This is a genomic window from Bacillus sp. N1(2025) (assembly GCF_053470005.1).
In genome coordinates, this window is sequence record NZ_JBLTJB010000012.1 from 72,551 (window position 1) to 97,890 (window position 25,340).

General features: G+C 38.6%; 24 protein-coding genes and 1 pseudogene. 18 read left to right on the forward strand and 7 right to left on the reverse strand.

Translation table 11 applies throughout. The features are described from left to right. Positions 1 to 330: 330 nt before the first annotated feature. Together ACNFN4_RS19920 and ACNFN4_RS19925 are read left to right on the forward strand one after the other, a co-directional pair. Positions 331 to 504 (forward strand): hypothetical protein, encoded by a 174-nt coding sequence (locus ACNFN4_RS19920; RefSeq protein ID WP_014417984.1) that lies wholly within the window; start codon positions 331 to 333, stop codon positions 502 to 504. 20 nt (positions 505 to 524) lie between these two features. Further along, positions 525 to 779 carry a hypothetical protein gene (locus ACNFN4_RS19925; protein WP_017417832.1) on the forward strand — a complete coding sequence of 85 codons (255 nt, stop codon included), beginning with the start codon at positions 525 to 527 and terminating at the stop codon, positions 777 to 779. A 667-nt stretch (positions 780 to 1,446) separates the two neighbouring features. Here the strand turns inward: ACNFN4_RS19925 and ACNFN4_RS19930 are convergent. Together ACNFN4_RS19930 and ACNFN4_RS19935 are read right to left on the reverse strand one after the other, a co-directional pair. Next, on the reverse strand, positions 1,447 to 1,863 hold the full coding sequence (locus ACNFN4_RS19930; RefSeq protein ID WP_191389759.1) for a type II toxin-antitoxin system HicB family antitoxin: 417 nt from the start codon (positions 1,861 to 1,863) through the stop codon (positions 1,447 to 1,449). A gap of 67 nt (positions 1,864 to 1,930) precedes the next feature. Further along, positions 1,931 to 2,113, reverse strand: a complete 183-nt coding sequence (locus tag ACNFN4_RS19935; protein ID WP_448200433.1) for a type II toxin-antitoxin system HicA family toxin — start codon at positions 2,111 to 2,113, stop codon at positions 1,931 to 1,933. A 413-nt stretch (positions 2,114 to 2,526) separates the two neighbouring features. On the opposite strand from ACNFN4_RS19935, the gene ACNFN4_RS19940 reads away from it, so the two are divergent. Continuing rightward, positions 2,527 to 2,739, forward strand: coding sequence for a hypothetical protein (locus ACNFN4_RS19940; protein ID WP_448200434.1), 213 nt, complete (start codon positions 2,527 to 2,529; stop codon positions 2,737 to 2,739). 128 nt (positions 2,740 to 2,867) lie between these two features. After that, positions 2,868 to 3,437 (forward strand): annotated as a pseudogene (locus ACNFN4_RS19945) (peptidoglycan-binding protein); the annotation flags it as partial. A 25-nt stretch (positions 3,438 to 3,462) separates the two neighbouring features. On the opposite strand, the gene ACNFN4_RS19950 reads toward ACNFN4_RS19945, so the two are convergent. Together ACNFN4_RS19950 and ACNFN4_RS19955 are read right to left on the reverse strand one after the other, a co-directional pair. Then, on the reverse strand, positions 3,463 to 3,882 hold the full coding sequence (locus ACNFN4_RS19950; RefSeq protein WP_191389765.1) for a hypothetical protein: 420 nt from the start codon (positions 3,880 to 3,882) through the stop codon (positions 3,463 to 3,465). A gap of 20 nt (positions 3,883 to 3,902) precedes the next feature. Continuing rightward, positions 3,903 to 4,958, reverse strand: a complete 1,056-nt coding sequence (locus ACNFN4_RS19955; protein WP_448200435.1) for a DUF4917 family protein — start codon at positions 4,956 to 4,958, stop codon at positions 3,903 to 3,905. 791 nt (positions 4,959 to 5,749) lie between these two features. On the opposite strand from ACNFN4_RS19955, the gene ACNFN4_RS19960 reads away from it, so the two are divergent. From ACNFN4_RS19960 to xynB, 3 genes are all read left to right on the forward strand, one after another. Beyond that, the gene (locus ACNFN4_RS19960; protein WP_191389769.1) at positions 5,750 to 5,929 is read left to right on the forward strand and encodes a hypothetical protein; all 180 of its coding nucleotides are present in this window, start codon (positions 5,750 to 5,752) and stop codon (positions 5,927 to 5,929) included. Positions 5,930 to 6,877: 948 nt separating this feature from the next. Beyond that, complete coding sequence (locus ACNFN4_RS19965; protein ID WP_021493442.1) at positions 6,878 to 8,269, forward strand: MFS transporter; 1,392 nt, start codon at positions 6,878 to 6,880, stop codon at positions 8,267 to 8,269. 42 nt (positions 8,270 to 8,311) lie between these two features. Beyond that, positions 8,312 to 9,913, forward strand: a complete 1,602-nt coding sequence (gene xynB, locus ACNFN4_RS19970; RefSeq protein ID WP_448200436.1) for a xylan 1,4-beta-xylosidase — start codon at positions 8,312 to 8,314, stop codon at positions 9,911 to 9,913. 142 nt (positions 9,914 to 10,055) lie between these two features. Here xynB and xylR read toward each other — a convergent pair whose 3' ends face one another. Continuing rightward, positions 10,056 to 11,210, reverse strand: coding sequence for a transcriptional repressor XylR (gene xylR / locus ACNFN4_RS19975; protein ID WP_448200437.1), 1,155 nt, complete (start codon positions 11,208 to 11,210; stop codon positions 10,056 to 10,058). Between the two features lie 263 nt (positions 11,211 to 11,473). Here xylR and xylA point away from each other — a divergent pair, with 263 nt between their 5' ends. The 3 genes from xylA (at position 11,474) to ppsA (ending at position 17,214) form a co-directional block, all read left to right on the forward strand. Then, positions 11,474 to 12,811, forward strand: coding sequence for a xylose isomerase (gene xylA / locus ACNFN4_RS19980; RefSeq protein WP_017417840.1), 1,338 nt, complete (start codon positions 11,474 to 11,476; stop codon positions 12,809 to 12,811). A gap of 131 nt (positions 12,812 to 12,942) precedes the next feature. Continuing rightward, entirely contained in the window at positions 12,943 to 14,442 is a 1,500-nt protein-coding gene (xylB, locus tag ACNFN4_RS19985; RefSeq protein WP_088056496.1) for a xylulokinase, read from the forward strand. 174 nt (positions 14,443 to 14,616) lie between these two features. After that, positions 14,617 to 17,214, forward strand: a complete 2,598-nt coding sequence (gene ppsA, locus ACNFN4_RS19990; RefSeq protein ID WP_182072743.1) for a phosphoenolpyruvate synthase — start codon at positions 14,617 to 14,619, stop codon at positions 17,212 to 17,214. A gap of 784 nt (positions 17,215 to 17,998) precedes the next feature. Here ppsA and ACNFN4_RS19995 read toward each other — a convergent pair. Beyond that, positions 17,999 to 18,097, reverse strand: a complete 99-nt coding sequence (locus tag ACNFN4_RS19995) for a YjcZ family sporulation protein (protein ID WP_003154037.1) — start codon at positions 18,095 to 18,097, stop codon at positions 17,999 to 18,001. A 499-nt stretch (positions 18,098 to 18,596) separates the two neighbouring features. Here ACNFN4_RS19995 and ACNFN4_RS20000 point away from each other — a divergent pair, with 499 nt between their 5' ends. From ACNFN4_RS20000 to ACNFN4_RS20010, 3 genes are all read left to right on the forward strand, one after another. Continuing rightward, on the forward strand, positions 18,597 to 18,782 hold the full coding sequence (locus ACNFN4_RS20000; protein ID WP_003154035.1) for a hypothetical protein: 186 nt from the start codon (positions 18,597 to 18,599) through the stop codon (positions 18,780 to 18,782). A 613-nt stretch (positions 18,783 to 19,395) separates the two neighbouring features. Then, entirely contained in the window at positions 19,396 to 20,310 is a 915-nt protein-coding gene (locus ACNFN4_RS20005) for a helix-turn-helix transcriptional regulator (protein ID WP_110124169.1), read from the forward strand. A 63-nt stretch (positions 20,311 to 20,373) separates the two neighbouring features. Continuing rightward, positions 20,374 to 20,874 (forward strand): DinB family protein, encoded by a 501-nt coding sequence (locus ACNFN4_RS20010; RefSeq protein WP_072177783.1) that lies wholly within the window; start codon positions 20,374 to 20,376, stop codon positions 20,872 to 20,874. Positions 20,875 to 21,023: 149 nt separating this feature from the next. Here the strand turns inward: ACNFN4_RS20010 and adhP are convergent, their stop codons facing one another. Beyond that, positions 21,024 to 22,040 (reverse strand): alcohol dehydrogenase AdhP, encoded by a 1,017-nt coding sequence (gene adhP, locus ACNFN4_RS20015; protein ID WP_205160584.1) that lies wholly within the window; start codon positions 22,038 to 22,040, stop codon positions 21,024 to 21,026. Between the two features lie 908 nt (positions 22,041 to 22,948). On the opposite strand from adhP, the gene ACNFN4_RS20020 reads away from it, so the two are divergent. From ACNFN4_RS20020 to ACNFN4_RS20040, 5 genes are all read left to right on the forward strand, one after another. Then, the gene (locus ACNFN4_RS20020) at positions 22,949 to 23,152 is read left to right on the forward strand and encodes a hypothetical protein (protein WP_017417852.1); all 204 of its coding nucleotides are present in this window, start codon (positions 22,949 to 22,951) and stop codon (positions 23,150 to 23,152) included. Between the two features lie 92 nt (positions 23,153 to 23,244). Continuing rightward, positions 23,245 to 23,388, forward strand: a complete 144-nt coding sequence (locus tag ACNFN4_RS20025) for a hypothetical protein (RefSeq protein WP_007611678.1) — start codon at positions 23,245 to 23,247, stop codon at positions 23,386 to 23,388. A gap of 180 nt (positions 23,389 to 23,568) precedes the next feature. Then, positions 23,569 to 23,985 (forward strand): UPF0715 family protein, encoded by a 417-nt coding sequence (locus ACNFN4_RS20030; protein WP_022553298.1) that lies wholly within the window; start codon positions 23,569 to 23,571, stop codon positions 23,983 to 23,985. 96 nt (positions 23,986 to 24,081) lie between these two features. Continuing rightward, positions 24,082 to 24,837 (forward strand): N-acetyltransferase, encoded by a 756-nt coding sequence (locus tag ACNFN4_RS20035; protein ID WP_022553297.1) that lies wholly within the window; start codon positions 24,082 to 24,084, stop codon positions 24,835 to 24,837. A 327-nt stretch (positions 24,838 to 25,164) separates the two neighbouring features. Beyond that, positions 25,165 to 25,340, forward strand: a 176-nt coding sequence (locus ACNFN4_RS20040) for a T7SS effector LXG polymorphic toxin (protein WP_269770609.1), incomplete at its 3' end; no start/stop codon positions are given.

A 25,340-nucleotide genomic window follows, 5' to 3' on the forward strand; every position in this document is an offset into this window, starting at 1 on the left:
TGTACCAACTTTCCAAAATTCAGTGTCTGCAGGGGCTCTAACAATTTGGCCTACGCGACCTTCATACTTTCTTTGATCGAATTCATCATGAATTCGATATGAATCAAATTCTTGGTTAACTGAATATGGAACAAAATAAGGGTAATACACTGGATACATTCTCAAACAGCTCATTTGGAAAATTATTTACAGTGGCATCTTATTTCCAAATTATGTATTCCGTGTTAGGTAAATTTTATCGTTCTTGTTTTAGGTATTTAATCACGCGCTTGGGTTTTTATAAACTTGATATTGAATAAAACATTGCCTAATTATGAAAGGAGGACGGGTGTGACAGAACAACTTTCATTCCTTCATCCAGTAGATTTGAAGGCAGTCCGTAAAATCGTGATCAAAGAACTCAAAGATTATCGAGCATTAAAAGTACAGCTTGAGAATAAAAAGGAATCGGTTGACGCTGGCATCAGCCCGTTTCCTTCAATCAGAGATTCTTTCATATATTAAATGAACTGAAGGTTAAGCAGATGGAAAGGGCGTTAGAAAACAGCCTGGATGATGAAGAACGCATGATCATTGAGAAAAAATCCTTAGCAGCCAGCCAAACGAAAGACATCCATATTTATATGGAACCTGGGATTTCAGTATATGCTGGAGCAATTGCAGGGGCAATGTTTGCTGGTAAGTATGCCATAAAAAAAGTATCCGATAATGGAAAGTACGGAATTTCTTATAATTGGATAATTGGTACCCCTGTTGTTGTACCTTGGAGAAATGGTTAATTATTAAGGTGGTAATGTCAAATGAATCGTATATTAGTCTCAATAGCTATTATTATATTCTTAATTGAATATATTGTGGCTCCACTCACAGATATAGATACCGGAAAATACGGCACGTTTATAGGCTTAATATTATTGAGTATTACGGTTCTAAGGCTATCTGATAATGACAAATCATAAAATTTTGAAGGGAGCAGACTTAGGTCTGCTCTTTTTTGTTTATTTTATTTGGGTGTAAAACACGACAAATAAGCGTCAAATTTCCGACAAAACAGGGAACAAATTGGGGGAGAAAAGGGGGACTATTTATGTTTGAAATCTCGATAAACTTAACCTATCAACAAAACACGGGTGACGCGCCTAACCCTTATTAATGGCGTATCCGGATACGGGACAAAGGTGTTGAGGAATGAAGCCGAACGAGAGGAACATTCTGAACCTGGATAGCAGCTAGTCTGCGGCGGCCGTATCGGGGAATAGTAATTTCGTTTTACCTTCGATCTTACTGTACTTGGCTTCCTCTCGAAGTATGTGTGAGGCGCAATTCTTATTAAGCGATTAGCATAAGGAGTTGATAAAAAAGAGCAACCGGTAGGCTGCCCATTTAAATAATTATTTTTTGCGCTTGTTACTTTTTATTGTAATACTTTTGCTTAACTTAAGGCAATTAAGACCTTGGATTTTTGTAAATCCCAAGATGTTCTTTAATGGCCTCTTGAAGCAACTGTGAATAATTCACTTTATGCTCTTTTGCGATGTCATCCATCCAGCGGGGGATAGTAAGTGTTTTCTTAACTGCTGCATTTTCCATATCATGACGAAATGGGGGCATCCAAGTTTCAATTAAAACGATGCTTTGGCTTTCCTCTGCTTTGATTTCCCTTGAAGGTGTAGCTTCAGGTATTATATCGCCGTCTTGTTCGAAGCCATAAAGGTGCAAGGCCATAGCTTCTTTTGCCATTGCTAAAGCTTCTTCGTCGGAGTTGCCAAAAGTGATACACCCAGGTAAATCTGGAAATGTTACAGTGATGCCGTCGTCATCATAATCGAAAAGAGCAGGATAAATGTAACGATCTTTCTTCAATTTATTAACCCCTTTATTTTATTTTTATTCTTATTATTTATATTTATATATCCTTTTGCAAGGAGGGCTATTTTAGCCCCGCCTGCTCAAGGATTGATTTCAATGTTTTCTTTGGAAAGTCTTTTTTAGGATGTGGGATGGTAACCGTTCCGGGCTTTGTCGGATGTTTGAATTGATGATGACTTCCTTTTGCTCGGACTTCGTACCAACCATCTTTTTCAATTAGCTTGATTATTTCTTGCGAACTCATTAGATGATTACCATCTCCTTTCTATATATTTATTATAACACGTATTATAATACGTGTTTACTCCTATTTTTGAAAAAAAGCATCTTACGTTTGAGACTACTATGTGAAAGGACTTTTGTTCGACAAATTTCGCAAATTGTTCCTTGTTTCATCTCTTTCACCGATAATAAAGTAGGGGTGGAAAATATGTCGACTAACAAATCAAACTTATTTCAGCGGGTTGACCTTGATTTTGATTTTCATAACAAATTTAGAGAAGACCTTTCTAAACAAATGGATGAATATTAGCAGAAGAAACAGATGCAGAAATTGAACTTAGAGATGCGGAAGAAAAAGAATATAGGGAACAAACTCTTAAACTTCTAACTGGTATAGAGAGAAATACGGCTGTCCTGCAAGAGATTTCATTTTTAATGAGAAAAAACAATGACAAACAAGAACAAACATTTGCTCTAATTGTTGAAATTCTAGAAATAATGAAAAGTGAGACTAACGAAGAAGTTGTAAGTAAATATCAAAAAATCATAAATAAAATAAGTCAATTTACTGGTGATGTTGAAACAATGAAGTCGTTGTATTCAATAAGTGGAACAATATATAACATTGTTTTAAATATAATAACTTGATGCATCCTGCGGGGTGCTTTTTTATTTGGGTAGTTTCTCATACCACCGATGGGGAGCAGGTGCACATATGAACCGGAGGAAAGGAACGTTAGGGGAGGGTTAGCCTTTTAAACAGTCTTAACCCCGGGAACCTTGCAAATGTCGTTCCGCATCAACACTGGTCCGGTAAGTATTGTCCGCGCAAGTTGCTTGATCGGTGGGACTCTTTTAAGGCCGGTATAAGCGGCGGGCCATCTTCACCAGCGAAGACAGAAACCAAGACAAGCGGGGCGACGTACACCGTCAAGAAAGGCGACGCTCTTTCTGTCATTGCATAGAAAAATGGCGTGAGCATGGCCACCCTGCAAAGGTTGAACGGCATCAAGAATCCGAATTTTATCAAAGTCGGCCAAGTATTAAAGCTGACTGGCTCGGCTAGCTCTTCATCCGGTAAAAAGAAATCATCTTACACGCTGCCATCAGGCGTTTTTAAAGTGACAAGCCCTTTAACTAAGGGATCGGCCGTAAAACAAATCCAGACAGCTCTGGCGGCTCTTTATTACTATCCGGACAAAGGAGCAAAGAACAACGGAATAGATGGCTATTACGGGCCGAAAACAGCAAATGCGGTCAAACGATTCCAGTCCATGTATGGCCTGTCTGCTGACGGTATCTTCGGGCCGAAAATGAAAGCAAAATTGGAAGCTTCATTAAAATAAAAAAAGCCCTTCATTGAGGAGGGCTTTATTCAAAAGGGAGGTTTTCTTCAAATATTTTACTTTCATCATCCCGGCTCTTTTTTTCTTTCACTTTTACAGCATATTTTCGATTAGTTCCTAATTTTTTCTCAAACCAATTCATAAATGTGGTTGTTTTATTTGTTTCAGAATCTATGTAGCTATAATCAGTTATTTTAGAGAAGTCTTCACCATTATCTTTTGCAACTTTTTTAAATAAATGCTCTTTAAAACCGTATTTTTCATAGATATTAATTATCTCTGTTAGATCCTCTAGTTTCCTATTGTACGGATAACCAACTGTATAAATTATATATTCCCCATCGTCATAATTTCTTTTTTTATAAGAATCAATTAATATCCAACCATCTTTTATGTATCTATTAACATCTGTTTTTATCTCTTTAATTTCATAAAATTCTTTCAAAAAAATCACTCCTTTTAGAATTAGACAAGGTCAGGGAATTCATCAAATATTGTTCCAAAGCCTTGCGTATTAGCTTTTTTGTGAGCTATTGATTTAACTGAATCAAAGAATTTATGAGAATCAAAGTAAAGTATTTCTTTATCACCTATATCACTAAAATTCTTTTTTATATTTTCCATAATAAATTCCTTAGATTCTACGGGAGTTTCATAAACTCCAAAAGCTATATACTTTACATTAGACTTTTTTATAGCGTCAATGAGGTGTTGGTCATATTTAGGTTGTAGACTCTGCCCAAATAAAGTTATTCCTTTACAAGTTTTTGAAAGTCTGTCATAACAAAAATTTAAGTATCTGTTTCTTTTAATTTGTGCAAGTTTATTTTGATAAGTGCCCTCAGATACATATAAAGGAAATTTCCCTCTATCATATTCATTAGTTAAAGTGTCTAATATCTTGTACTTATCCGATCTAATTTTTATTATATCTCCGTTACTTTCAAAAAAGTGCAATCCTCCATGGAGATAATAAAGTTTGAACTGATGTTCTTCAAAATAATCCGGTTGAAAAGTCAAATTTTCCGGTCTTCTTCCGAGAAAGAAATCACCAGTATTGTTCTTCCCCTTAGACCTTTTCACCTCTAATAATGCCCAATATGACAATAAGTCGTAATTTGTAGTGAAGATGTTGCTTTTAAATATATTAAAACTCCAAGCTAATTTCTTGATATCCAGGCTATATCGTTCAGGGTGAATTCCTTTTACTGCATAAATCAAGTGTTGTTTTATTGTCTCATAGCTTTTCCATAAATCTTCAGTTTTTATTTTATAAGTCCCATTAATTTTAATTGCTGTTAATAAAGAATTTAAGACAAATTCAAAGTTAGTGGTATTAAATGATTTGAACAATTCTTGCTCTATATTGTCCAACTTTTGCTCATGATTTAGATAATCAAGGAGCCCACCGTATTTAAAACTATCATTAAATTCAATGGAGAACCCATTCCCTGTTAGAAGGTTCTCTAATAATTCAGGGTAATCATTAGATAACGTTTCAAACTTATATAGTTCAGCCAAATTAAATGCCTCATTCCTTACTTAAATATACTTTTGATAATCTTACTTGTAGCTTTTCCAGTTGCACGGCGAGCCACTCTTTTTCCTAATGTGCCGTTTTTTGCTGCGTTTACATCGCCTAAAATCTTCGCAGTCTTATATAAAGTCGATCTTATTTTATTTATATTCAATGACATCATTCCCTTTATATGTATATCTTTAGATTACAATAAAAATTTAAAAATGAACAGGTGTGGGCACCCCAAAATACCCGCAAATATAATATACTTGATGATTTCTTATTCGAAGAGACATAACAAAACCTTTTTAATTCAACGTTTATCATGTGTTATGACATTGAAATATTGCCTAAGTTATAATCCACACACAGGTTCATCCGTAGGAGTGCGAACAATACATGTCTCAGTATTAATCTCTCAATCCCTTGACACTATTGGTGTCAGGGGATTTTTTGATTTTGGCCATAAGATATAGTTGAAATCGGCAGTCCACTTAACCATCTTTTGACCAGACATGGGGGAGTAGTTCATATATTCTTCATAACCATCAACTGACGAATTTTCGTTTCTCTGAGATATCAGAGTACACGTCAGAAGTGATGGTTATATTTTTATGTGGAGATGAAAGATAAGTCGGATAGGCGCTGGGGAAACCACCGAAGGAGATTATTGATAACTTGCGTACTTATATATTTTAGACCTGTTCCAGTTATCAAGAAGTGTTTTGTGTGGTAAAATAATCCACAATAGGTATAATGAAGTGTAGATACAATTTATAAAAGAGGCGTTTTTTTGAGAGATAAAGTTTTGAATGCCTTTATTATAATAGGTATTTTGTTGATAGTTGGAGCGGTTACTGTTTTTAAAGATTTTGAATATCGCCAATATCTTCGTTTTGGCGGGGCAATATTGATAGCTTTTGGCTACATGTTTGGTAATGACAAAGTAAAAGTTGAAAAAAAGAGTAAATGACTTATAATTTCTGTTACTCTAGTTTTTTTCTTAACCATCTCACCTATGTCAGTAGCTCACGGAGGAACTTCTTGTGCTGAGCATAAAAGGCTGTTTATCGCTGTGCAAAATCCAGCTGGCTCCTTCTACACCTGACAAATGAACTTAATAACAAAAAAATACCCGCTTTTAGTCCCCAGCGGCGGAAAACTCACGGTTGTCTCGTGAATTGCTCATTATCGTTAACTTCTTCAAACGACCCTACTGAGCCTTCTCAAAGTCATTTTTCCTGCTCTTGCCGGGTTAAACAGCACTAGGCCAGGTAGTATCCTCACATACTCTCTGGCTTTTTTATTTTCAGGTTGGCACAGAGGACGATTGAGGGAAACTGTCACTTAAAAGTTAAGATGCTGCCGATATTTTTAACCGCAGTGTGTTTCTGTTTCACATATCCATTAAACCCTCGGTTAGTCATTACAGACTTTCCATACTTATCTCTGCAGCCACCTTTACCAACTCTAATTCAGTTTTACCGCACGCTGACATTTCTTAATATTTGCGAACCTGAATATACAAAAACTGGAGCAGTCATTTTGTTTCAAACCTGATTTAAATTCTCTGAAAAAAGAGTTGAAAAAGCAGAAAAGATTTTATAATATGAAATCAAGTTAGTTTGTTCGATCAACAAACTAATAAAACCACTTTAATTGTCCATCATGTAAAGGTCTTAAATGGGAGGGGGATAAGAGGCTCGATTTAATTGGAGGTATATAAAAAGCGAAAGCCAAGCTTTTATCCTGTTCACTGCTATCTGATCACCATTTGGATGTTGAAAATGCTCTGTGAAAGTAAACCGCTGTCATTTTTTGAAAGCGCTTTTATATGCCGCTCACTGGCCGATAAAATTGAAGAAATGTTATACCATTTCATCATGTTCCTTATGTAAAGGATCGAAAAGGGGAGGAAATCATGCTCAGTGAAAATGTAAAGAAGATCAGCATGGTTGAAAAAGTTGGATATGCGTCTGGAGATTTTGCATGTAATTTAATTTATGCAACAGTGTCTACGTATCTTTTGTTCTTCTATACAGATGTTTTTGGTTTATCGGCAGCAGCAGCCGGTACGATGTTTTTAGTGGTTAGAATCATCGACGCTCTCGCTGATCCTTTTATCGGAACAATAGTTGACAGAACAAATAGCAGGTTTGGCCGCTTTAGACCGTATCTTTTATTCGGAGCTTTTCCCTTTGTCATATTGGCAATACTCTGTTTTACAACCCCGGATTTTTCGGATATGGGGAAATTAATATATGCCTATATCACCTATGTCGGCTTATCGCTTACATACACCATGATAAACGTGCCATATGGCGCGTTAACATCTGCAATGACCAGAAATAATCAAGAAGTTGTTAGTATAACGTCTGTCCGTATGTTATTTGCGAATCTTGGGGGACTTGTCGTTGCATTTTTTGTTCCCTTACTGGCTGCTTATTTAAGCGATACTTCCGGCAGCGAATCTCTTGGCTGGCAGCTAACCATGGGTATTATGGGAGTTATAGGCGGGTGCCTTTTAATCTTTTGTTTTAAAAGCACAAAAGAGCGTGTCACGCTTCAAAAATCCGAAGAAAAAATTAAATTTTCGGATATATTTGAGCAGTTTCGTGTGAATCGGCCTCTAGTTGTATTAAGTATTTTCTTTATTATTATTTTTGGAGTGAATTCAATCAGTAATTCGGTCGGCATTTATTACGTAACGTATAATTTAGAAAGAGCGGATTTGGTGAAGTGGTACGGTTTGTTGGGAAGTTTGCCTGCTTTGGTCATTTTACCGTTTATTCCAAAGCTTCATCAATTATTAGGGAAGAAGAAATTACTAAACTATGCATTATTACTGAATATGATCGGCCTCTTAGCTTTACTTTTCGTTCCGTCAAGTAATGTATTCCTCATACTTTCCTTTCGATTACTGGCCGCTGCCGGAAGTCTCACTGCCGGGGGATATATGTGGGCGCTTATTCCTGAAACAATAGAATATGGAGAGTATAAGACTGGGAAAAGAATGGGCGGTCTCATATACGCTATTATCGGATTTTTCTTTAAATTCGGTATGGCTTTGGGAGGGGTTGTACCGGGTTTGGTTCTAGATCAGTTTGGATATGTGGCAAATCAGGTGCAAACGCCGGAGGCATTGACGGGAATTTTAATTACAACAACCATTATTCCCGTGTTCTTACTGGTTCTGGCCATGATTGATATTAATTTCTATAACTTAGATGAGAAAAAATATAAAAGCATGGTTCGAGAATTAGAGAATAGAGACAAAGTTTATTTGGATCATATTGACGATTTCAAAGCTTAAAACATGATGAGTCAACAGAAAATAGCTGAGGAGGAGTTCAAAATGAAGATTATCAATCCAGTACTTAAAGGATTCAACCCCGATCCGAGTATTTGCAGGGTTGGAGAGGATTATTATATCGCTGTATCTACATTTGAGTGGTTTCCGGGAGTCCAGATACACCACTCAAAAGATTTAGTCAATTGGCACTTAGTTGCACATCCATTACAGAGAGTATCGCAATTAGACATGAAAGGAAATCCTAATTCAGGCGGGGTCTGGGCGCCATGTTTAAGTTACAGTGACGGAAAGTTTTGGCTGATCTATACGGATGTTAAGGTCGTAGATGGCGCCTGGAAAGATTGCCACAATTATTTAGTGACTTGTGACACGATTAATGGTGAGTGGGGGGAGCCGATCACATTAAACAGCTCGGGTTTTGATGCTTCTTTGTTCCATGATACGGATGGAAAAAAATATTTATTAAATATGTTATGGGATCAGCGTATTGATCGGCACTCCTTTGGAGGTATTGTCATGCAGGAATATTCTGATAAGGAGCAAAAACTAATCGGTAAACCGAAAGTGATATTTAAAGGAACTGAAAGAAAGCTGACAGAAGCGCCGCACCTTTACCGTATCGGGAACTATTATTATTTATTAACCGCAGAAGGAGGAACGCGGTTCGAACATGCTGCTACAATTGCCCGTTCTGCAAATATTGAGGGTCCATATGAAGTTCATCCTGATAATCCTATCTTAACGTCATGGCATGCGCCGGAAAATCCGCTGCAAAAATGCGGACATGCATCCATTGTACAAACACATACAGATGAGTGGTATTTAGCTCATTTAACGGGACGTCCCATTCATCCGGACAATGATTCAATTTTTCAGCAGAGAGGATATTGTCCTCTGGGCAGAGAAACTGCTATTCAAAAGCTCTATTGGAAAGATGGCTGGCCTTATGTAAAAGGCGGAAAAGAAGGGAGCTTGGAGGTGGATGCGCCTTCTATACCTGAAACAATGTTTGAAGCAACGTACCCGGAAGTTGATGAATTTGAGGATGCAACATTAAATATTAATTTTCAAACGTTAAGAATTCCGTTTACGGAGAAATTAGGATCATTAACTCAAGTGCCAAATCATTTACGATTATACGGCCATGAATCCTTAACTTCGACATTTACTCAGGCATTTGTAGCCAGACGCTGGCAAAGTCTCCATTTTGAAGCCGAAACGGCTGTTGCGTTTTATCCGGAAAATTTTCAGCAAGCCGCTGGATTGGTGAACTATTACAATACAGAGAACTGGACGGCTCTTCAAGTCACGTATGATGAAGAACTTGGCCGTATTCTTGAATTAACGATATGTGATAATTTCTCTTTTTCACAACCGTTAAAAAATAAAATTGTGATTCCTCGTGAAGACAAGTATGTCTATTTAAAAGTGAATATTGAAAACGAAAAATATTATTATTTCTATTCATTTAACAACGAAGATTGGCACAAAATTGACATTGCATTGGAATCGAAAAAATTATCAGATGATTACATCCGCGGCGGGGGATTCTTTACAGGAGCTTTTGTAGGGATGCAATGCCAAGATACGAGCGGTAATCATATTCCGGCCGACTTCAGATATTTCCGTTATAAAGAAAAATAATTAGCACATGAAAAAGGAGATTTCTATTTTAGAACTCCTTTTTCATATTAGAAGGTGCCTATGTCAGTATTGATTCAGAAATACTCATAGAATAAAAAAACCCATCTTTAAAGATGAGCGTAAACATAGAAGTATGTACATTTCAGTTATGAACCATGTCGAGAAAATGATCAATCACAATAGAGGACATTCCTAAAGCGGGTGCATTTTTTCCTAGGATAGATGGTAATAATTCATAGCTATTGTCTAAATGGGAATAAACCCTGGATGACACTTCACTTTTAATTGAATGTAAAACCATAGGATGCGATTCAATGATGCTGTTTCTTAAAATGACGGCTTGCGGATTAAATGTATTTAAAATATTGGTCAGGCCTATTCCTAAATAGAAACCAAAATTTTGTAATGCCTGTAAAGTTCCAACATCATTCAGATGGGCGAGGTCTATGATATCTTGGCTGGACACTTTTTTCTCTTTCGTCTGAAGAGATGTTAATAAAGCCTTCTCTGAAGCATACAATTCCCAGCAGCCTCGGTTTCCGCAGCTGCATTTAGGACCCTTAAAGTCTATTGTCATATGTCCCATTTCTCCAGAAAATCCGCCAACCCCTCTATATAAATGATTGTTGATTATAACGCCGATCCCTATTCCTGTACCGATACTTGCATAAATCATGTTATCGTGATTTTTTGCAGCTCCAAATACTTTCTCTCCATATGCGCCGGCATTTGCCTCATTTTCAATAAAAACGGGCACATTGAACTTCTCTCGGATGAAAGATTTTAAGTCAATATCTCTCCAGTTGGAGTTCGGAGTGAAAACAATTTTTTGATTTTTGTCAATCAGCCCGGGCACGCAAATACCTATACCAATAAGCCCGTACGGAGATTGGGGCATATGCGTAATAAAGTGATGAATCATCTCAATTAAAATATCTTTAGTGATTTCTGGAGAATTGCATTCCAAACGATGGTGTTGATCAAGGACGATCGTCCCTTCAAGATCTGTTAAAATGCCATTAACATAATCCACGCCAACATCTATTCCTACGGAGTATCCTGCTTTTTTATTAAAAACAAGCATGACAGGTCTTCTGCCGCCGCTGGATTGTCCCTGACCTATTTCAAATACGAGGTTTTCTTTCATTAATGTGTTTACCTGTGACGAAACAGTTGATTTATTTAATCCGGTCATTTCAGATAATTTTGCTCTTGAAATAGGAGAATTCTTAAGTATTTCGTTTAGTAATAACTTTTGGTTAACTTTTTTGACAAAGGCTTGATCAGCGATATCCACTTCATCCACTCCATTTGTATAATCTTTAAATTAAGTTGAACGTTCTGTGTTATCGTGCGAAACGCAGTACATAGCGAATCCAACCTTTATTATATCTAATGTGTTCGTAAAAAACTAAAAAAAATATTGAAAATACTGATGAGGTTATATAAGATGAAAATAAGTTAGTTTGTTTGGGCAACAAACTAATGTGCAACATGACATAAAAGCATCTGTATTTGAATGATCATGTTTAGAATTTATTTTTAAGGGGGAAATCACACATGGCTCACTCTCATTCCGGTTCAGTCAACTATTTTGAAAGCGTAAACAAAGTGATTTACGAAGGGAAAGAATCCACGAATCCTTTAGCATTTAAATACTATAATTCTCAAGAAGTAATTGGCGGAAAAACGATGAAAGAGCATTTGCGATTTTCTATTGCCTATTGGCATACATTTACCGCTGACGGCACAGACATTTTTGGCGCAGCTACGATGCAGAGACCGTGGGATCACTATAAAGGCATGGATCTGGCGAGAGCGAGGGTAGATGCAGCGTTTGAGCTGTTTGAAAAACTGGATGCGCCATTTTTTGCTTTTCATGACCGGGATATCGCACCGGAAGGAAGTACGTTAAAAGAGACAAATCAAAATCTGGATATAATCGTGGACATGATAAAAGACTACATGAGAACCAGCGGCGTTAAGTTATTATGGAATACTGCAAACATGTTTACGAATCCCCGTTTCGTCCATGGTGCGGCGACTTCTTGTAATGCAGATGTATTTGCGTATGCCGCAGCCCAAGTAAAAAAAGGATTAGAAACAGCAAAAGAGCTTGGCGCGGAGAACTATGTATTTTGGGGCGGACGTGAAGGGTACGAAACTTTGTTAAATACCGATTTAAAATTTGAGCTTGATAATATGGCCAGATTTATGCATATGGCAGTGGATTATGCGAAGGAAATCGGGTATACAGGGCAGTTTTTGATTGAACCAAAACCAAAAGAGCCGACCACCCATCAATATGATACGGACGCAGCAACAACCATTGCCTTTTTAAAGCAATATGGCTTAGACAATCATTTTAAATTAAATCTCGAAGCCAATCATGCCACATTAGCCGGGCATACATTCGAACATGAATTACGCATGGCGAGAGTGCATGGCCTTCTTGGCTCTGTTGACGCGAATCAGGGTGATCCCCTTTTAGGCTGGGACACAGATGAATTTCCGACAGATTTATATTCTGCGACATTAGCAATGTACGAAATCCTGCAAAATGGCGGTCTTGGAAGCGGCGGATTAAACTTTGACGCAAAAGTCAGAAGATCTTCTTTTGAGCCTGATGATTTACTATATGCCCATGTTGCAGGGATGGATACATTTGCAAGAGGGTTGAAAGCCGCCCACAAATTAATCGAAGATCGTGTGTTTGAAGATGTGATTCAACACCGTTACCGCAGTTTTACTGAAGGGATTGGTCTTGAAATTGCAGAAGGAAGAGCTGATTTTAAGACACTTGAGCAATATGCGCTGAACAATCAGCCAATTAAAAACGAATCAGGGAGACAGGAGCGGTTAAAAGCGATATTAAACCAATACATTTTACAGGTATAATGAAAAAAGAAGCTCCAGATCCCGCTGTAAAAAAATGCAGGCAGCCAAGTTCCCGGAATTGCCCGTCATGAAGTTACTGTTATGGCGGGTCATTTCAATGGGGATCTATTTAGAGAGGAAGGAGTGAAAAAATGAAGTATGTCATTGGAATAGATCTTGGAACGAGTGCCGTTAAAACCATTTTAGTCAATCAAAACGGCAAGGTTTGTGCAGAAACGTCCAAAAGTTACCCGCTCATCCAAGAGAAGGCGGGATATAGTGAGCAAAATCCTGAAGACTGGGTGCAGCATACAATTGAAGCATTGGCTGAATTGATTTCGATATCCAACGTTCAAGCCGGGGATATTGACGGGATTAGCTATTCAGGACAAATGCATGGGTTAGTACTGCTTGACCAAGATCGGCGGGTGCTGCGTCATGCGATTCTTTGGAATGATACCAGAACGACGCCTCAATGTAGCAGGATAACCGAGACATTTGGCGATCATCTGCTTGATATCACAAAAAACCGTGTTCTTGAAGGGTTTACATTACCTAAAATGTTATGGGTGAAGGAACATGAGCCTGAACTTTTTAACAAAACCGCTGTTTTTTTGCTTCCGAAAGACTATGTGAGATTCCGCATGACTGGCGCCATTCACACCGAATACTCCGATGCGGCGGGAACGTTACTTTTACATATGACCCGCAAAGAGTGGAGCGATGAGATTTGCAATCAATTTGGTATTTCAGCGGAAATTTGTCCTCCGCTTGTTGAATCCCATGACTGTGTAGGATCGCTGCTTCCGAGCGTTGCGGCGGAGACTGGGCTGTTGGAAAAAACAAAAGTGTACGCTGGGGGAGCAGATAATGCTTGCGGTGCTGTCGGAGCCGGTATTCTTTCTTCCGGAAAAACGTTATGCAGCATTGGGACGTCAGGAGTCATACTTTCCTGTGAAGAAGACAAAGAAAGAGATTTTAAAGGGAAAGTGCACTTTTTTAATCATGGAAAAAAGGATTCATTTTATACGATGGGGGTCACGCTCGCTGCAGGGTACAGCTTGGACTGGTTTAAAAAAACGTTTGCGCCAAACGAATCGTTTGAACAATTATTGCGGGGAGTGGAATCTGTTCCGATAGGAGCAAATGGACTGCTGTACACTCCTTACTTAGTCGGTGAAAGAACGCCGCATGCTGATTCATCTATTCGGGGAAGCTTGATCGGAATGGACGGAGCCCATAAAAGAGAGCACTTTTTGAGGGCGATAATGGAAGGCATCACATTCTCTTTATATGAATCAATTGAGCTATTCCGCGAAGCGGGAAAATCAGTTGATACGGTTGTCTCTATTGGCGGGGGAGCTAAAAATGAAACGTGGCTTCAAATGCAGGCTGATATTTTCAATACGAGGGTGGTTAAGTTAGAGAATGAACAAGGTCCCGCCATGGGGGCTGCGATGTTAGCTGCCTTCGGAAGCGGGTGGTTTGACTCTCTTGAAGAATGCGCAGAGCAGTTCATTCATGAAGCAGCTGCATTTTATCCAAAAGAACAAAATGTTCAAAAATATAAAACACTATTCGAGTTGTATAAGAACATTTACGTTCACACAAAAGATCTCAACACAGCTTTAAAGAGCTTTAGACAAAAATAAAGAAAGAACCTCGCCAAATTGGCCAGGTTCTTTTTATATTGCACAAAAACAGACACGGTGATATAATCAGAACACGCGTGCTTTCTGTGTGAAAATTCATAGTTATCCATCTTATATTATGATTATATCATGCTGAAAAGCTCTTGTCAAATTTTTTTGAAGGGGAGATATAGAATGAGTTCTTTGGTTCTCGGCATTCACGAAATTGAAAAAACACAGCCTTTGCTCGTTGGAGGAAAAGGGTTACATTTAGGGGAATTATCAAAAATTCAAGGAATACAAGTACCGGAAGGATTTTGTGTCACAACCGCAGGATATCAAAAAGCCATTGAACAAAACGAAACGTTACAAGCGCTGTTGGATCAACTGACCATGCTGAAAGTGGAGAATCGGAATCAAATTGGTGAAGTCAGCAAAAAAATCCGGCAAACCATTATGGAAGCAGAAATTCCTTCAGATGTAGTCAAAGCAGTTGCTTGCCATCTCTCCCGATTCGGCGAAGAACATGCCTATGCCGTACGTTCCAGTGCGACAGCTGAGGATTTACCGCATGCCTCTTTTGCCGGTCAACAAGACACCTATTTAAATATTACCGGCGTCGATGCGATCTTGCAGCATATCAGTAAATGTTGGGCGTCCCTATTTACGGATCGCGCGGTCATTTACCGTATGCAAAATGGATTTGATCACAGCCAAGTTTATTTATCCGTTATCATCCAAAGGATGGTGTTCCCTCAGGCTTCGGGAATTTTATTTACCGCTGATCCGATAACCGGAAACCGAAAGCTGCTGTCCATCGATGCCAGTTTTGGACTTGGTGAAGCACTTGTCTCCGGCTTAGTCTCTGCCGATTGTTATAAAGTACAGGACGGGCAAATCGTCGATAAGAGAATAGAAACTAAAAAATTGGCTATCTATGGACGAAAAGAAGGCGGAACAGAAACACAGGAGATCGCTCTTGATCAGCAAAAGATTCAAACACTGACTGATGAACAAATTTTACAGCTGGCACGTATCGGGAGACAGATCGAAGCTCATTTCGGCCAGCCGCAAGATATCGAATGGTGTTTGGATCGCGATACTTTTTATATTGTCCAAAGTCGTCCGATCACAACGTTATACCCCGTTCCTGAAGCGAACGATCAAGAAAATCACGTCTATATCTCTGTTGGTCATCAGCAAATGATGACGGATCCCATAAAACCCCTTGGATTGTCTTTTTTTCTGTTGACGACTGCTGCACCCATGCGTAAAGCCGGCGGAAGGCTATTCGTTGATGTCACACATCAGCTGGCATCTCCTAATGTCAGAGAAGTTTTCTTAAAAGGCATGGGGCAGCACGATCCGCTCTTAAAAGACGCACTTATGACCATAATAGAGCGAGATGATTTCATTAAGCCGATACCTGATAAAACGGCACCGATTCCCGGCAAAGGCGATGCAGATATGCCGGAACAAGCTGAAAACGATCCGGCAATTGTTTCTGATTTGATTAAGAGCAGTCAAGCATCGATAGAAGAGTTAAAACAAAACATCCAGGCGAAATCAGGATCTGATTTATTTCGTTTTATTTTGGAAGATATCCAGGAATTAAAGAAGATTTTATTTAACCCAAAAAGTTCGGTGTTGATTCGAACTGCAATGGATGCTTCATCATGGATTAACGAAAAAATGAACGAGTGGTTAGGTGAAAAAAACGCAGCAGACACGCTTTCTCAATCTGTATCCCATAATATTACCTCAGAAATGGGGCTTGCGCTATTAGACGTCGCTGATGTGATCCGCCCTTATCCAGAAGTAATTGCCTATTTAGAGAATGTAAAAGATGATCACTTTTTGGATAGGCTGGTGACGTTTGAAGGCGGGCGGGAAACCTATGACGCTATCTATGCTTATCTCAACAAGTACGGAATGCGATGTGCCGGAGAAATTGATATGACAAGAACTCGATGGAGCGAAAAACCAACTGCACTTGTCTCTATGATTCTTAATAATCTCAAAAACTTTGAGCCAAATGCCAGCCAGCGGAAATTTGAGCAAGGGCGGCAGGAGGCGTTGAAGAAAGAACAAGAGTTATTAGACCGATTGAAGCAATTACCGGATGGTGAACAAAAAGCCAAAGAAACCAAACGAATGATCCGCATCATCCGGAACTTCAGCGGGTTCAGAGAATATCCAAAATACGGCATGATCAGCCGCTACTTCGTTTATAAGCAGGCTTTACTGAAAGAAGCCGAACAACTCGCAGAAGCGGGCGTTATTCATGAAAAAGAAGACATATACTATCTCACTTTTGAAGAACTTCAGGAAGTCGTACGCACACATAAATTGGATTACCAAATCATCAGCACACGAAAAGGCGAGTACAAAGTATATGAAAAACTAGCTCCGCCGCGTGTTATCACATCTGACGGTGAAATCGTTACAGGCGAGTACAAACGAGAAAATCTCCCGGCCGGTGCGATTGCAGGGCTGCCCGTTTCCTCGGGAGTCATAGAAGGGCGGGCACGGGTTATTTTAAACATGGAAGATGCCGATTTGGAAGATGGAGATATATTAGTTACCTCCTATACTGATCCCAGCTGGACGCCATTGTTTGTATCCATAAAAGGCCTGGTCACTGAAGTTGGCGGACTGATGACCCATGGAGCGGTTATCGCGCGTGAATACGGCTTACCTGCAGTTGTTGGAGTTGAAAATGCAACCCAATTGATAAAAGATGGACAGCGAATACGCGTTCATGGAACAGAAGGCTCTATTGAAATATTATAATAGCGGGGTGTGCAGCACGTCACTAGATATTTCCTGCATTTTACTAAGAAAGACCGGAACCTCTTAGAGGAGGAATCCGGTTTTTTTTATGTGAAAATGACTTAATGTGTGAACACCGCATTTTGTGGGTGAACCCTTTTTATATGAGTGTGGAAGGCCGCTAAGATACCAAACAAAAAGATTCAGTGACTAAATCTAACAAATGACAATTTTATAAAGGTGAGTAATATCCTTTTTAAGTTCACAACATCTGTAATCCTGATGAATTAAAAACGCCTTAGTAACAACTATTTAGGGGCTATGTTCATGAACAAGTCTTTATTCAAAACAAAATGACATTTTGGGTTAAGGGAGTTAAAGATGAAGATAAGTCTGGTGTCTTTGAAAGAGAAAAGTCTGCAGAAGATACAACGGGGCCATCATCAAACATGCTGAGTGCTAAGTGTTGGACTGGAAATGTATCAGATTGTTTAGGCGATAAGAATATTAGCCAATGGGCAATCACTGGTTTAGCTATTTTATATGGAACTGCTTACGAATTGTTGATTTTCGGAATCGTTTTTAAAGAATAGATCAATGCTTTTTGGATTGTTCGCCTCATCCTTCATAGCGGCAATATTGGCGCAGGCAGGGGAGGAAACTCTCCCGCTTACCAGAATAAAAATAAAAAATGTTTATCTTAGATGGATTTTTTCAAAAAGTAAAAACGCCATAAAACTTCTTATGGCGTCTGTCCGAACTAAGGGATGCAATGTTTGGGAGACGAATATAAATCGTCAATGTGCTAGAAAAGGAATGCAGCACCTACAATGATTAACAAAATGAACAGCACAACGATCAATACGAAAGAGCTTCCACCGTAATTTCCACCGTAGTTCCCCATATTATTGCCACCTCCTGTTGTTAGGATAGTACATAATATGCCGGACGATAAATTTCGACATAGATTTAAGTCTAAATAAGAAAAAATGGATGTTATGTCTAAAATGAAGAGCTTCTAAGACAATAAATAATAGAGGAGGGATATGGCCAAACACGCAATAAAACTGTGTATGAAATTGGTGATCATGAAGTTACTTCATCATGCAGAGCCACATACGAAGAGGTACAGGGAAATTATAGTTAACGAAAATATTCATCATTTCCCGGGCAAGCGCAGTATACGACAAATCAAAACAAATCACAAAGGGACGGAAGGTACGATACAAGGAGGCTGCTTGCGGGTTTGTGATGTAGATAAAGTTATAGGCAACGATGACCGGGGCGGCTGCGGATCAACTGAAACGAAGTATATTCCCAAGCAAAGGAGTATTTCTTTAACGTGAAACTTTTATAAAGCATTAACGTATTACTTTTATAAAGGTAAGTAAGGAGGCTTCTGAATGGGATTAAAAAATTTCTTTAATACTGAGTTAAAATGCTCTATCTGCGGAAAAACATTAAAATCAGGGGATGAGATAACAGCTTATCTTACACTTCCGAGTGAGAAGAAGATGCCTGTGGGGAGAATGGACAAAGTGTTAAGCAAACACTCTGATAAGGTCTGCTGTAAAAAGTGCAGTGAGTAGGTTTTTAGTGTTATGAGGAACCTCTGGCGGGTTTCCTCATAACAAATATCAACCAATTAAATGAGAAAAAAGCGAAATTGTGATGATTAAAGTAGATAAAGAACTGAGGGATACCAAAGGGATCATTTTTCGTTTACTTTGCTTTTTTGAAGGTTTGTTTAGCTCGTGGATCACTGCACCCCATAAAAGCATGGATGCTAAAATGATAAGACTCATATGTAACAACGCTCCTTTGTTTTTATAAATTTTACCATATATAACACAAGGATGTCGATTGACCGAACATCTCTATAAAAAGAAGATGTTTATCTAAAATTGTTGAGAGATTCAGTGAACTATTATGTAGATTAAATTGGGCGTCAAATTACTCAGTGAAGATGAAGCTGTATACATAAGCAAAGGTTCAACAGGCGTTTTATTGAATATCAGATGAAGCAATAGAAGGGTTTATCGGTGTCGCAAAGTATAAAGCATATGGTAATTCGCGTATTATGCGGTTAGGTGAAAAAATTAAGCTTTCTGCGTGGTATCTTGAAGTGACAGGAGGTGAGCGGCATAAATGTGTCAGAGCAAAAAGAGCACTTCCAATTCTAATAAGGAAAGGAATTGAGAATTGAAATTAGAACGTTTGTTATCAATCATATTCAAGCTCTTACATAATGAAATTTTATCTGCTTCCAGTTTAGCTGATGAATTTCAAGTATCAACGCGGACAATTTATAGAGACATCGAAGTGATTTGTGCAGCTGGAATACCAGTCGTTTCATACCAAGGGGCTAACGGCGGTTTTGGGATAATGAGAGGATACAAATTTGATAAAAGTTTAATCGGTTCTCATGATGTATTGAATTTAATTACAGTATTAAGCAGTTTGTCGAGTGTTTTTGAAGATAAGGAAGTTGAACACACGATAGATAGATTAAAATCTCTGGATACAAGCGAAAGCAGCAGGACTTTGTATGTTAACTTGGAAAGCCTTAGAACAGAACCGAATTCATTAATCCGGCTGCGAAAAGCTATACAGGAAAAAAAGGCAGTACGCTTTGATTATGTCAGTAATAAAAATGAATTTACATCACGTGAAGTAGAACCTATCCACCTTCATTATAAGTTTCGTAATTGGTATGTATATGGCTTCTGCAGAGAACGTCAAGATGATAGAGAATTTAGAGTATCACGTATGATGAATATAACGCTTACTCAAGAAGAGTTTTTGCGCAGTCACAAAGTGAAAGATGAACCATCTTATTCAGAATCCGACCTGGGAGGGTTTGCGGATGTAGTCATTTGGGTTAATCCTAATTCCATAGCTAAAGTATTAGATCAATTTCAGAACGCTTCAAAAGTCATGAACAGAGATGGAAGTATGACGTTTACAATCTCTGTGTATCGGCCTCAGCATGCCGGATGGCTTAAATCAATTCTTTTGAGCTTTGGCAGTGGCGCTAAAATTATAAAACCGGTGGAACTGCAATCAATTTTAATAGATGAAGCTGAAAAAATAATGAAAATTTATAAAGATGTATGACAATCTGCTGTCATATATCTTTTTTTATAATCACAAGTATCAACTTTAAAGGAGAGATGTTAAATGAACCATGTGAAAAACATGTATCAGTACCATGTTTGGGCGAATAAAGCGTTATTAGAAAGAATAAAGGAATTACCAAGTAATGTCCTTTATGAAGAGGTTCACAGTTCATATCCTACAATTGCTCAAACGTTCAGTCACATTTGCGCGGTGGATGTTATGTGGCTGCAAGTACTTAAAGGAATAGACATGCAGGAAGCATTGGAAGGTTCTATGGCTTATGCGGAAAGGGCTCATTTATATTCTGCAGATGAATTTGCGGCGTCTTATGAAGAACTGGCTTCACAGTTTGAAGAATGGATGAATAGCCAAACAGATTTAGAACAAAAAATGAACTTAAATAATCCTTGGTTAGGTTACAGAGAAACTGCTTACTCAGAAATTTTATTCCATGTTGCCAATCACGGAACTTATCATCGGGGCAGCATAACAACTATGTTAAGACAGCAGGGCTACGCTTCGGCAATGACTGACCTTGCATTATATTGGTATCAGGGTTAGTTCAGGCAGTACTCGCTAAATGAATGTCCGCTGAATGGTCTGTAGAGCTTCTTTTCTGAACTAAATGACAAAGTCTCATTCAGTCTGGGTGGGGCGCTGAGCAAGAATCGAGATCAAAGGCTGCCGTATCATTCCCGGCAGCCTTAAGATTAGGAAGTAAAATCGATAACCATGCGGCCGGTCACTTTACCTTGCTCCATTTCTTCAAAAATATCATTCACATCTTCAATCGGGCGCTTTGTCACTTTAGGTACAACTTTACCGTCTGCAGCAAATTGAAAAGCTTCCTTCAAATCTTCTCTGGTACCTACTAATGAACCTACTACCTGAATCCCATCTAACACGAGACGGGGAATATCTAAATCCATTTTGTCCACCGGTAAACCGACAGCGACTACACGGGCTCCTGCTTTTACAACATCAACCGCTTGATTGAAAGGGGTTTTAGAGACAGCCGTGATGACCACAGCATCAAGCCCTGAATCGTTAGTCACTTCTTTTGCTTTAGCGACGGGGTCTTCGTTTAAACTGTTTACAACCGCATCAGCGCCTAAGCTCTTAGCAAAATTCAATTTTTCATCGCTAATGTCGAAAGCAATCACTTTAGCGTTAAAGACGTTTTTTGCATATTGAACAGCCAAGTTGCCTAAACCGCCGACTCCAAATACACCGATCCATTGACCTGGTTTAATTTCACTGACTTTAACGGCTTTATAAGTTGTTACACCCGCACAAGTAATGCTGCTTGCTGCTGCAGGATCTAAATTTTCCGGCACCTTTATTGCATAATCAACCGCTACGATTGCTTCTTCAGCCATTGCGCCGTCAACTGTATAGCCGGCATTTTTTACATCCCGGCACAAGGTTTCACGGCCAGTTAGGCAATATTCACAGCAGCCGCAGCTTTCAAACATCCAGGCAATAGAGACGCGGTCGCCCTTTTTCAGGCTTGTTACACCTTCACCAATCTCAGTTACAATGCCGATTCCCTCATGACCTAAAGTGACGCCTGTAACATCCCCGAAATCAGCATTTTTAACATGTAAGTCAGTATGACATACACCGCAGTATTCCATCTTAACTTTGGCTTCACCATGTCGCAAAGGACGTAATTCTTTTTGTACGATCGCTATACTTTTGTCTTTTGTTGCTACTACTGCTTTCAAATCATACACCCCTTTCAAATATTCGCAGAAAATTTTTACTTATCTTACAATTTAGCACACTGCTCTTCTTTTGAAAACCCTTACATTTTTTTGCGGACAAGTGTCTCTATAAAAATTGAGGGAGCTATGCAGGGAGGATTCTATGGATGATTTATCATCTCCAAATGCACAGAATTTACATATATACATGAATAGATACGTTTTCAAAGGAGGCCTTTTTTTGAGCGATAAAAAGCTGACGGAAGATAAATTTGACAATCACCGGCTCACTAAGTTTTTGCCCTTATCAGCCCTAACCCTGTTACATCATTTAATCCGGTTCAAAGACACCCTAAAATCGATAAAACTTCGTTCATAAGTCCGTTTTCCAGCGTGAAAGGAGACGTGAGAATAAAGGACAATGTTTAAGTAACGTCAAATGCAGCTATTCGTGCGATTGGTTCAAATCAAGACGGAGTCATTTTACATGGTTTGTTAACACAATTTGTTTCAGTCAAAGATAAGGCATATTTCATTTATATCGGAAACAATGTAAGTGTCGGACATGATGCTCTCATTCATGGCCCTAAAGCTTCGCGAATGAGCCTAAAAGCGGCTCTTTTATAATTCACCTTTAACGCTTTAATGGAGAAATGCAGCACTCATGGTTCTGCTGGATAAGACAACTTTTCTTATACAATTAAACATCTTGCAAGTTACTTATTTTTACTTAACTGTTGGAAATCGTCTTTCTATCTGAGATAATAAAAATCATATTGATTGATACATGGGGGAGTAAGGATGGGCCGTTTTTATCAAGCGGCAGGCAAACCATTTTACAAACAATTCCTCAAGCGGTTTTTAAAATCAGTGCTTTGGATAAACGCTGTAAGAAAGACTCTCTGTTTAAATAAACGAGGTGAAAATCAATGAATGGTATAGAATTCTTAGAATCTGTGTCGCGACTTGGACAACTCATTTTGGTGTTTTCCTGCTACGCCGTTTATTGGAAATTGGGTAAAACGAAAAGGGAGCGAAGACTTACAAAATTCGAAGCTTTGCTTAGGTTCTTTGTAATGTTTGGTCTATCTGCATGGGGGCTGTCGTTTCTTGCTTTGAATTTGTGGTCATAATCTTTCTGCCGATATTTGAGCTTAAACTGCAGAGAATTATACTGGCAGGATATGATTTTACCCTTAGTGAAAAGAATTTCACGGGTAATCATTTGAACTTGAGCGCGGCTGATAAGGTGAATGGTGATGCAAACAGAAATCATTACTTATTGATCACAAAAGGAGCCGGCTGCGGAGATGTGTGGATTAAAGGCTTTTACGGATTCGAACACGATGAACCGGATGCAGATTGGTGAGCGATACACAGTCAAGGTATTTCCTTGACCTTTTTTAATGGCAATAAAATTTCTGGATATTAAGATAGTGAATTGATGATCTGCCAAAAAACATAGATCTTTTAAAGTGATGGATATATATTGATTTTAAACAGTAGGAAAAAATGAGAAATGTATTTTGATAAAAAGCAGGTGAACTATATGGAAGCAGCGTCTTGGAGCAAAAGTCAAAGCTGTACCTACACATTGGCTTTTTCAAGTTTGTCGTATGGTTTGATCTTCGGACTATATATGTTTGTATACTCGGGTTTTGTGCCATTTGCATTGGTTACTGTGGTTATCATTGCTTTTTACGCATTCATTACTTACCTTTTGTTTGCTGTTCCTGTGCAACTATGGCTAAGAAAGAAGCCTAAAAAGTTTAGTTTGGTTCATCTTTTCATTTATACAGCAGTCGCTTTTTTAGCTGTGTTCTTGTTCTGGTACATAGATAATCCGCTAATTGATTTCTCAGTTTTCAGAACTTTCATTTATTACATAATGAGCATTGTTGCTGCGTTCATATATTGGTTCTGGGACTCTATATTTCTGAGAATTTACAATACTCCCCAGAAGTAAAGCTGATGTTCTAAAAAAGACCGACTAGCGCCATGCCCAGTCTGCATTGTTCAAATTGAAATTCATGTGATGAATCCAGAAAGCGGGTGAGGAAAAATGGAATACATTGAGTTGACTAGGGACAATATTGATGACAATCATATTTGCTGTGCATTAGGTACGAAACAATATGAGGATGCGGTAAATGAAAAGAAGAGCTGGCTCAAAGATCGGATGAGTGATGGCTTGGTGTTCTATCGCCTAAACGAACGGGCAAAAGTTTTTATTGAATATTTACCTGCAGAAGAAGCGTGGGTTCCGGTAAGCGCACCTAATTTTATGTTTATTAATTGTCTTTGGGTCTCAGGTAAATATAAGAATAACGGACATGCCAAACACTTGTTAGAAAAATGTGTGTCAGATGCAAAATCCCGCGGTATGGATGGGATAGTTCATATAGTGGGGAAGAAAAAACTCCCTTATTTAAGTGATAAGCATTTCTTTGAACATATGGGATTTGCTGTGCAAGATGAAGCAGAACCCTATTTTCAGTTGATGTCACTGACGTGGAATAAACATGCACATCCTTCTGTATTTAAAAAACAGGTGAAAAGTAATTCCGTTAATGATGAGGGAATCAAAATATTTTATACAGCTCAATGCCCATTTGCAGTCGGATTGTTAAAGGATGTAAAGGAACTGACTGAAAAGAAAGGACTACATTTTCAGGCCCGGCGAATAACGACAAAAGATATGGCGCAAAAATCCCCGGCAGTTTGGACGACTTTCAGCGTGTTTTATAATGGGACATTTCTCACTCATGAGATGATGAGCGTGAATAAGTTTGAAAAAATACTCAATAGTTTAATTTAACGATCTTAAGAATAACTTCGAGGGAAATGAATGCTGTAATGACCTTTACTGCGCTGTTAGCTGTTTATGGCATAAATAATATTGGGTTGTCACATATGAAGGCATCTAGGTGTACTCGTTATCTCACTTCCCTGCATTTAAGACTGGGATCCATACTCTTTATAACCATCAGCCGGTGCATTTTCCCTGATTTGACTTGCGGGAGAAAACATCAGTTTGATGGTTATTTTTATGAACGGAGAAAGTTCAACGCAACAAAAAAGAAGTTCTTCAGGCATTATATCCTATGGTGAAATTTAGACAGAAAGAAGCGGAAAGGAGACGTAAATGAAAGTATTTGAAGCAGCCTCGTTCATTTCAGCCGCAGAAAAGCGGGCTAAACAATACGATCAGATTAGAGAACAATTTATTAATCTCAGAAAAGCGTTTCAGGGAATGGCTGACTTAGACGACAGTGAGTTTTCAGGCAAAGGCGCCGACAATATCAAAGCCTTTTTCCAGGA

What these genes read in the sequence shown, in the direction of transcription:
- ACNFN4_RS19925 (WP_017417832.1), top strand. Translation starts at nt 525, where the DNA reads ATGGAAAGGGCGTTAGAAAACAGCCTGGATGATGAAGAACGCATGATC.
- ACNFN4_RS19935 (WP_448200433.1), bottom strand. Translation starts at nt 2,113, where the DNA reads ATGAGTTCGCAAGAAATAATCAAGCTAATTGAAAAAGATGGTTGGTAC.
- ACNFN4_RS19940 (WP_448200434.1), top strand. Translation starts at nt 2,527, where the DNA reads ATGAGAAAAAACAATGACAAACAAGAACAAACATTTGCTCTAATTGTT.
- ACNFN4_RS19965 (WP_021493442.1), top strand. Translation starts at nt 6,878, where the DNA reads ATGCTCAGTGAAAATGTAAAGAAGATCAGCATGGTTGAAAAAGTTGGA.
- xynB (WP_448200436.1), top strand. Translation starts at nt 8,312, where the DNA reads ATGAAGATTATCAATCCAGTACTTAAAGGATTCAACCCCGATCCGAGT.
- xylA (WP_017417840.1), top strand. Translation starts at nt 11,474, where the DNA reads ATGGCTCACTCTCATTCCGGTTCAGTCAACTATTTTGAAAGCGTAAAC.
- xylB (WP_088056496.1), top strand. Translation starts at nt 12,943, where the DNA reads ATGAAGTATGTCATTGGAATAGATCTTGGAACGAGTGCCGTTAAAACC.
- ppsA (WP_182072743.1), top strand. Translation starts at nt 14,617, where the DNA reads ATGAGTTCTTTGGTTCTCGGCATTCACGAAATTGAAAAAACACAGCCT.
- ACNFN4_RS19995 (WP_003154037.1), bottom strand. Translation starts at nt 18,097, where the DNA reads ATGGGGAACTACGGTGGAAATTACGGTGGAAGCTCTTTCGTATTGATC.
- ACNFN4_RS20000 (WP_003154035.1), top strand. Translation starts at nt 18,597, where the DNA reads ATGGGATTAAAAAATTTCTTTAATACTGAGTTAAAATGCTCTATCTGC.
- ACNFN4_RS20010 (WP_072177783.1), top strand. Translation starts at nt 20,374, where the DNA reads ATGAACCATGTGAAAAACATGTATCAGTACCATGTTTGGGCGAATAAA.
- ACNFN4_RS20020 (WP_017417852.1), top strand. Translation starts at nt 22,949, where the DNA reads ATGAATGGTATAGAATTCTTAGAATCTGTGTCGCGACTTGGACAACTC.
- ACNFN4_RS20030 (WP_022553298.1), top strand. Translation starts at nt 23,569, where the DNA reads ATGGAAGCAGCGTCTTGGAGCAAAAGTCAAAGCTGTACCTACACATTG.
- ACNFN4_RS20035 (WP_022553297.1), top strand. Translation starts at nt 24,082, where the DNA reads ATGGAATACATTGAGTTGACTAGGGACAATATTGATGACAATCATATT.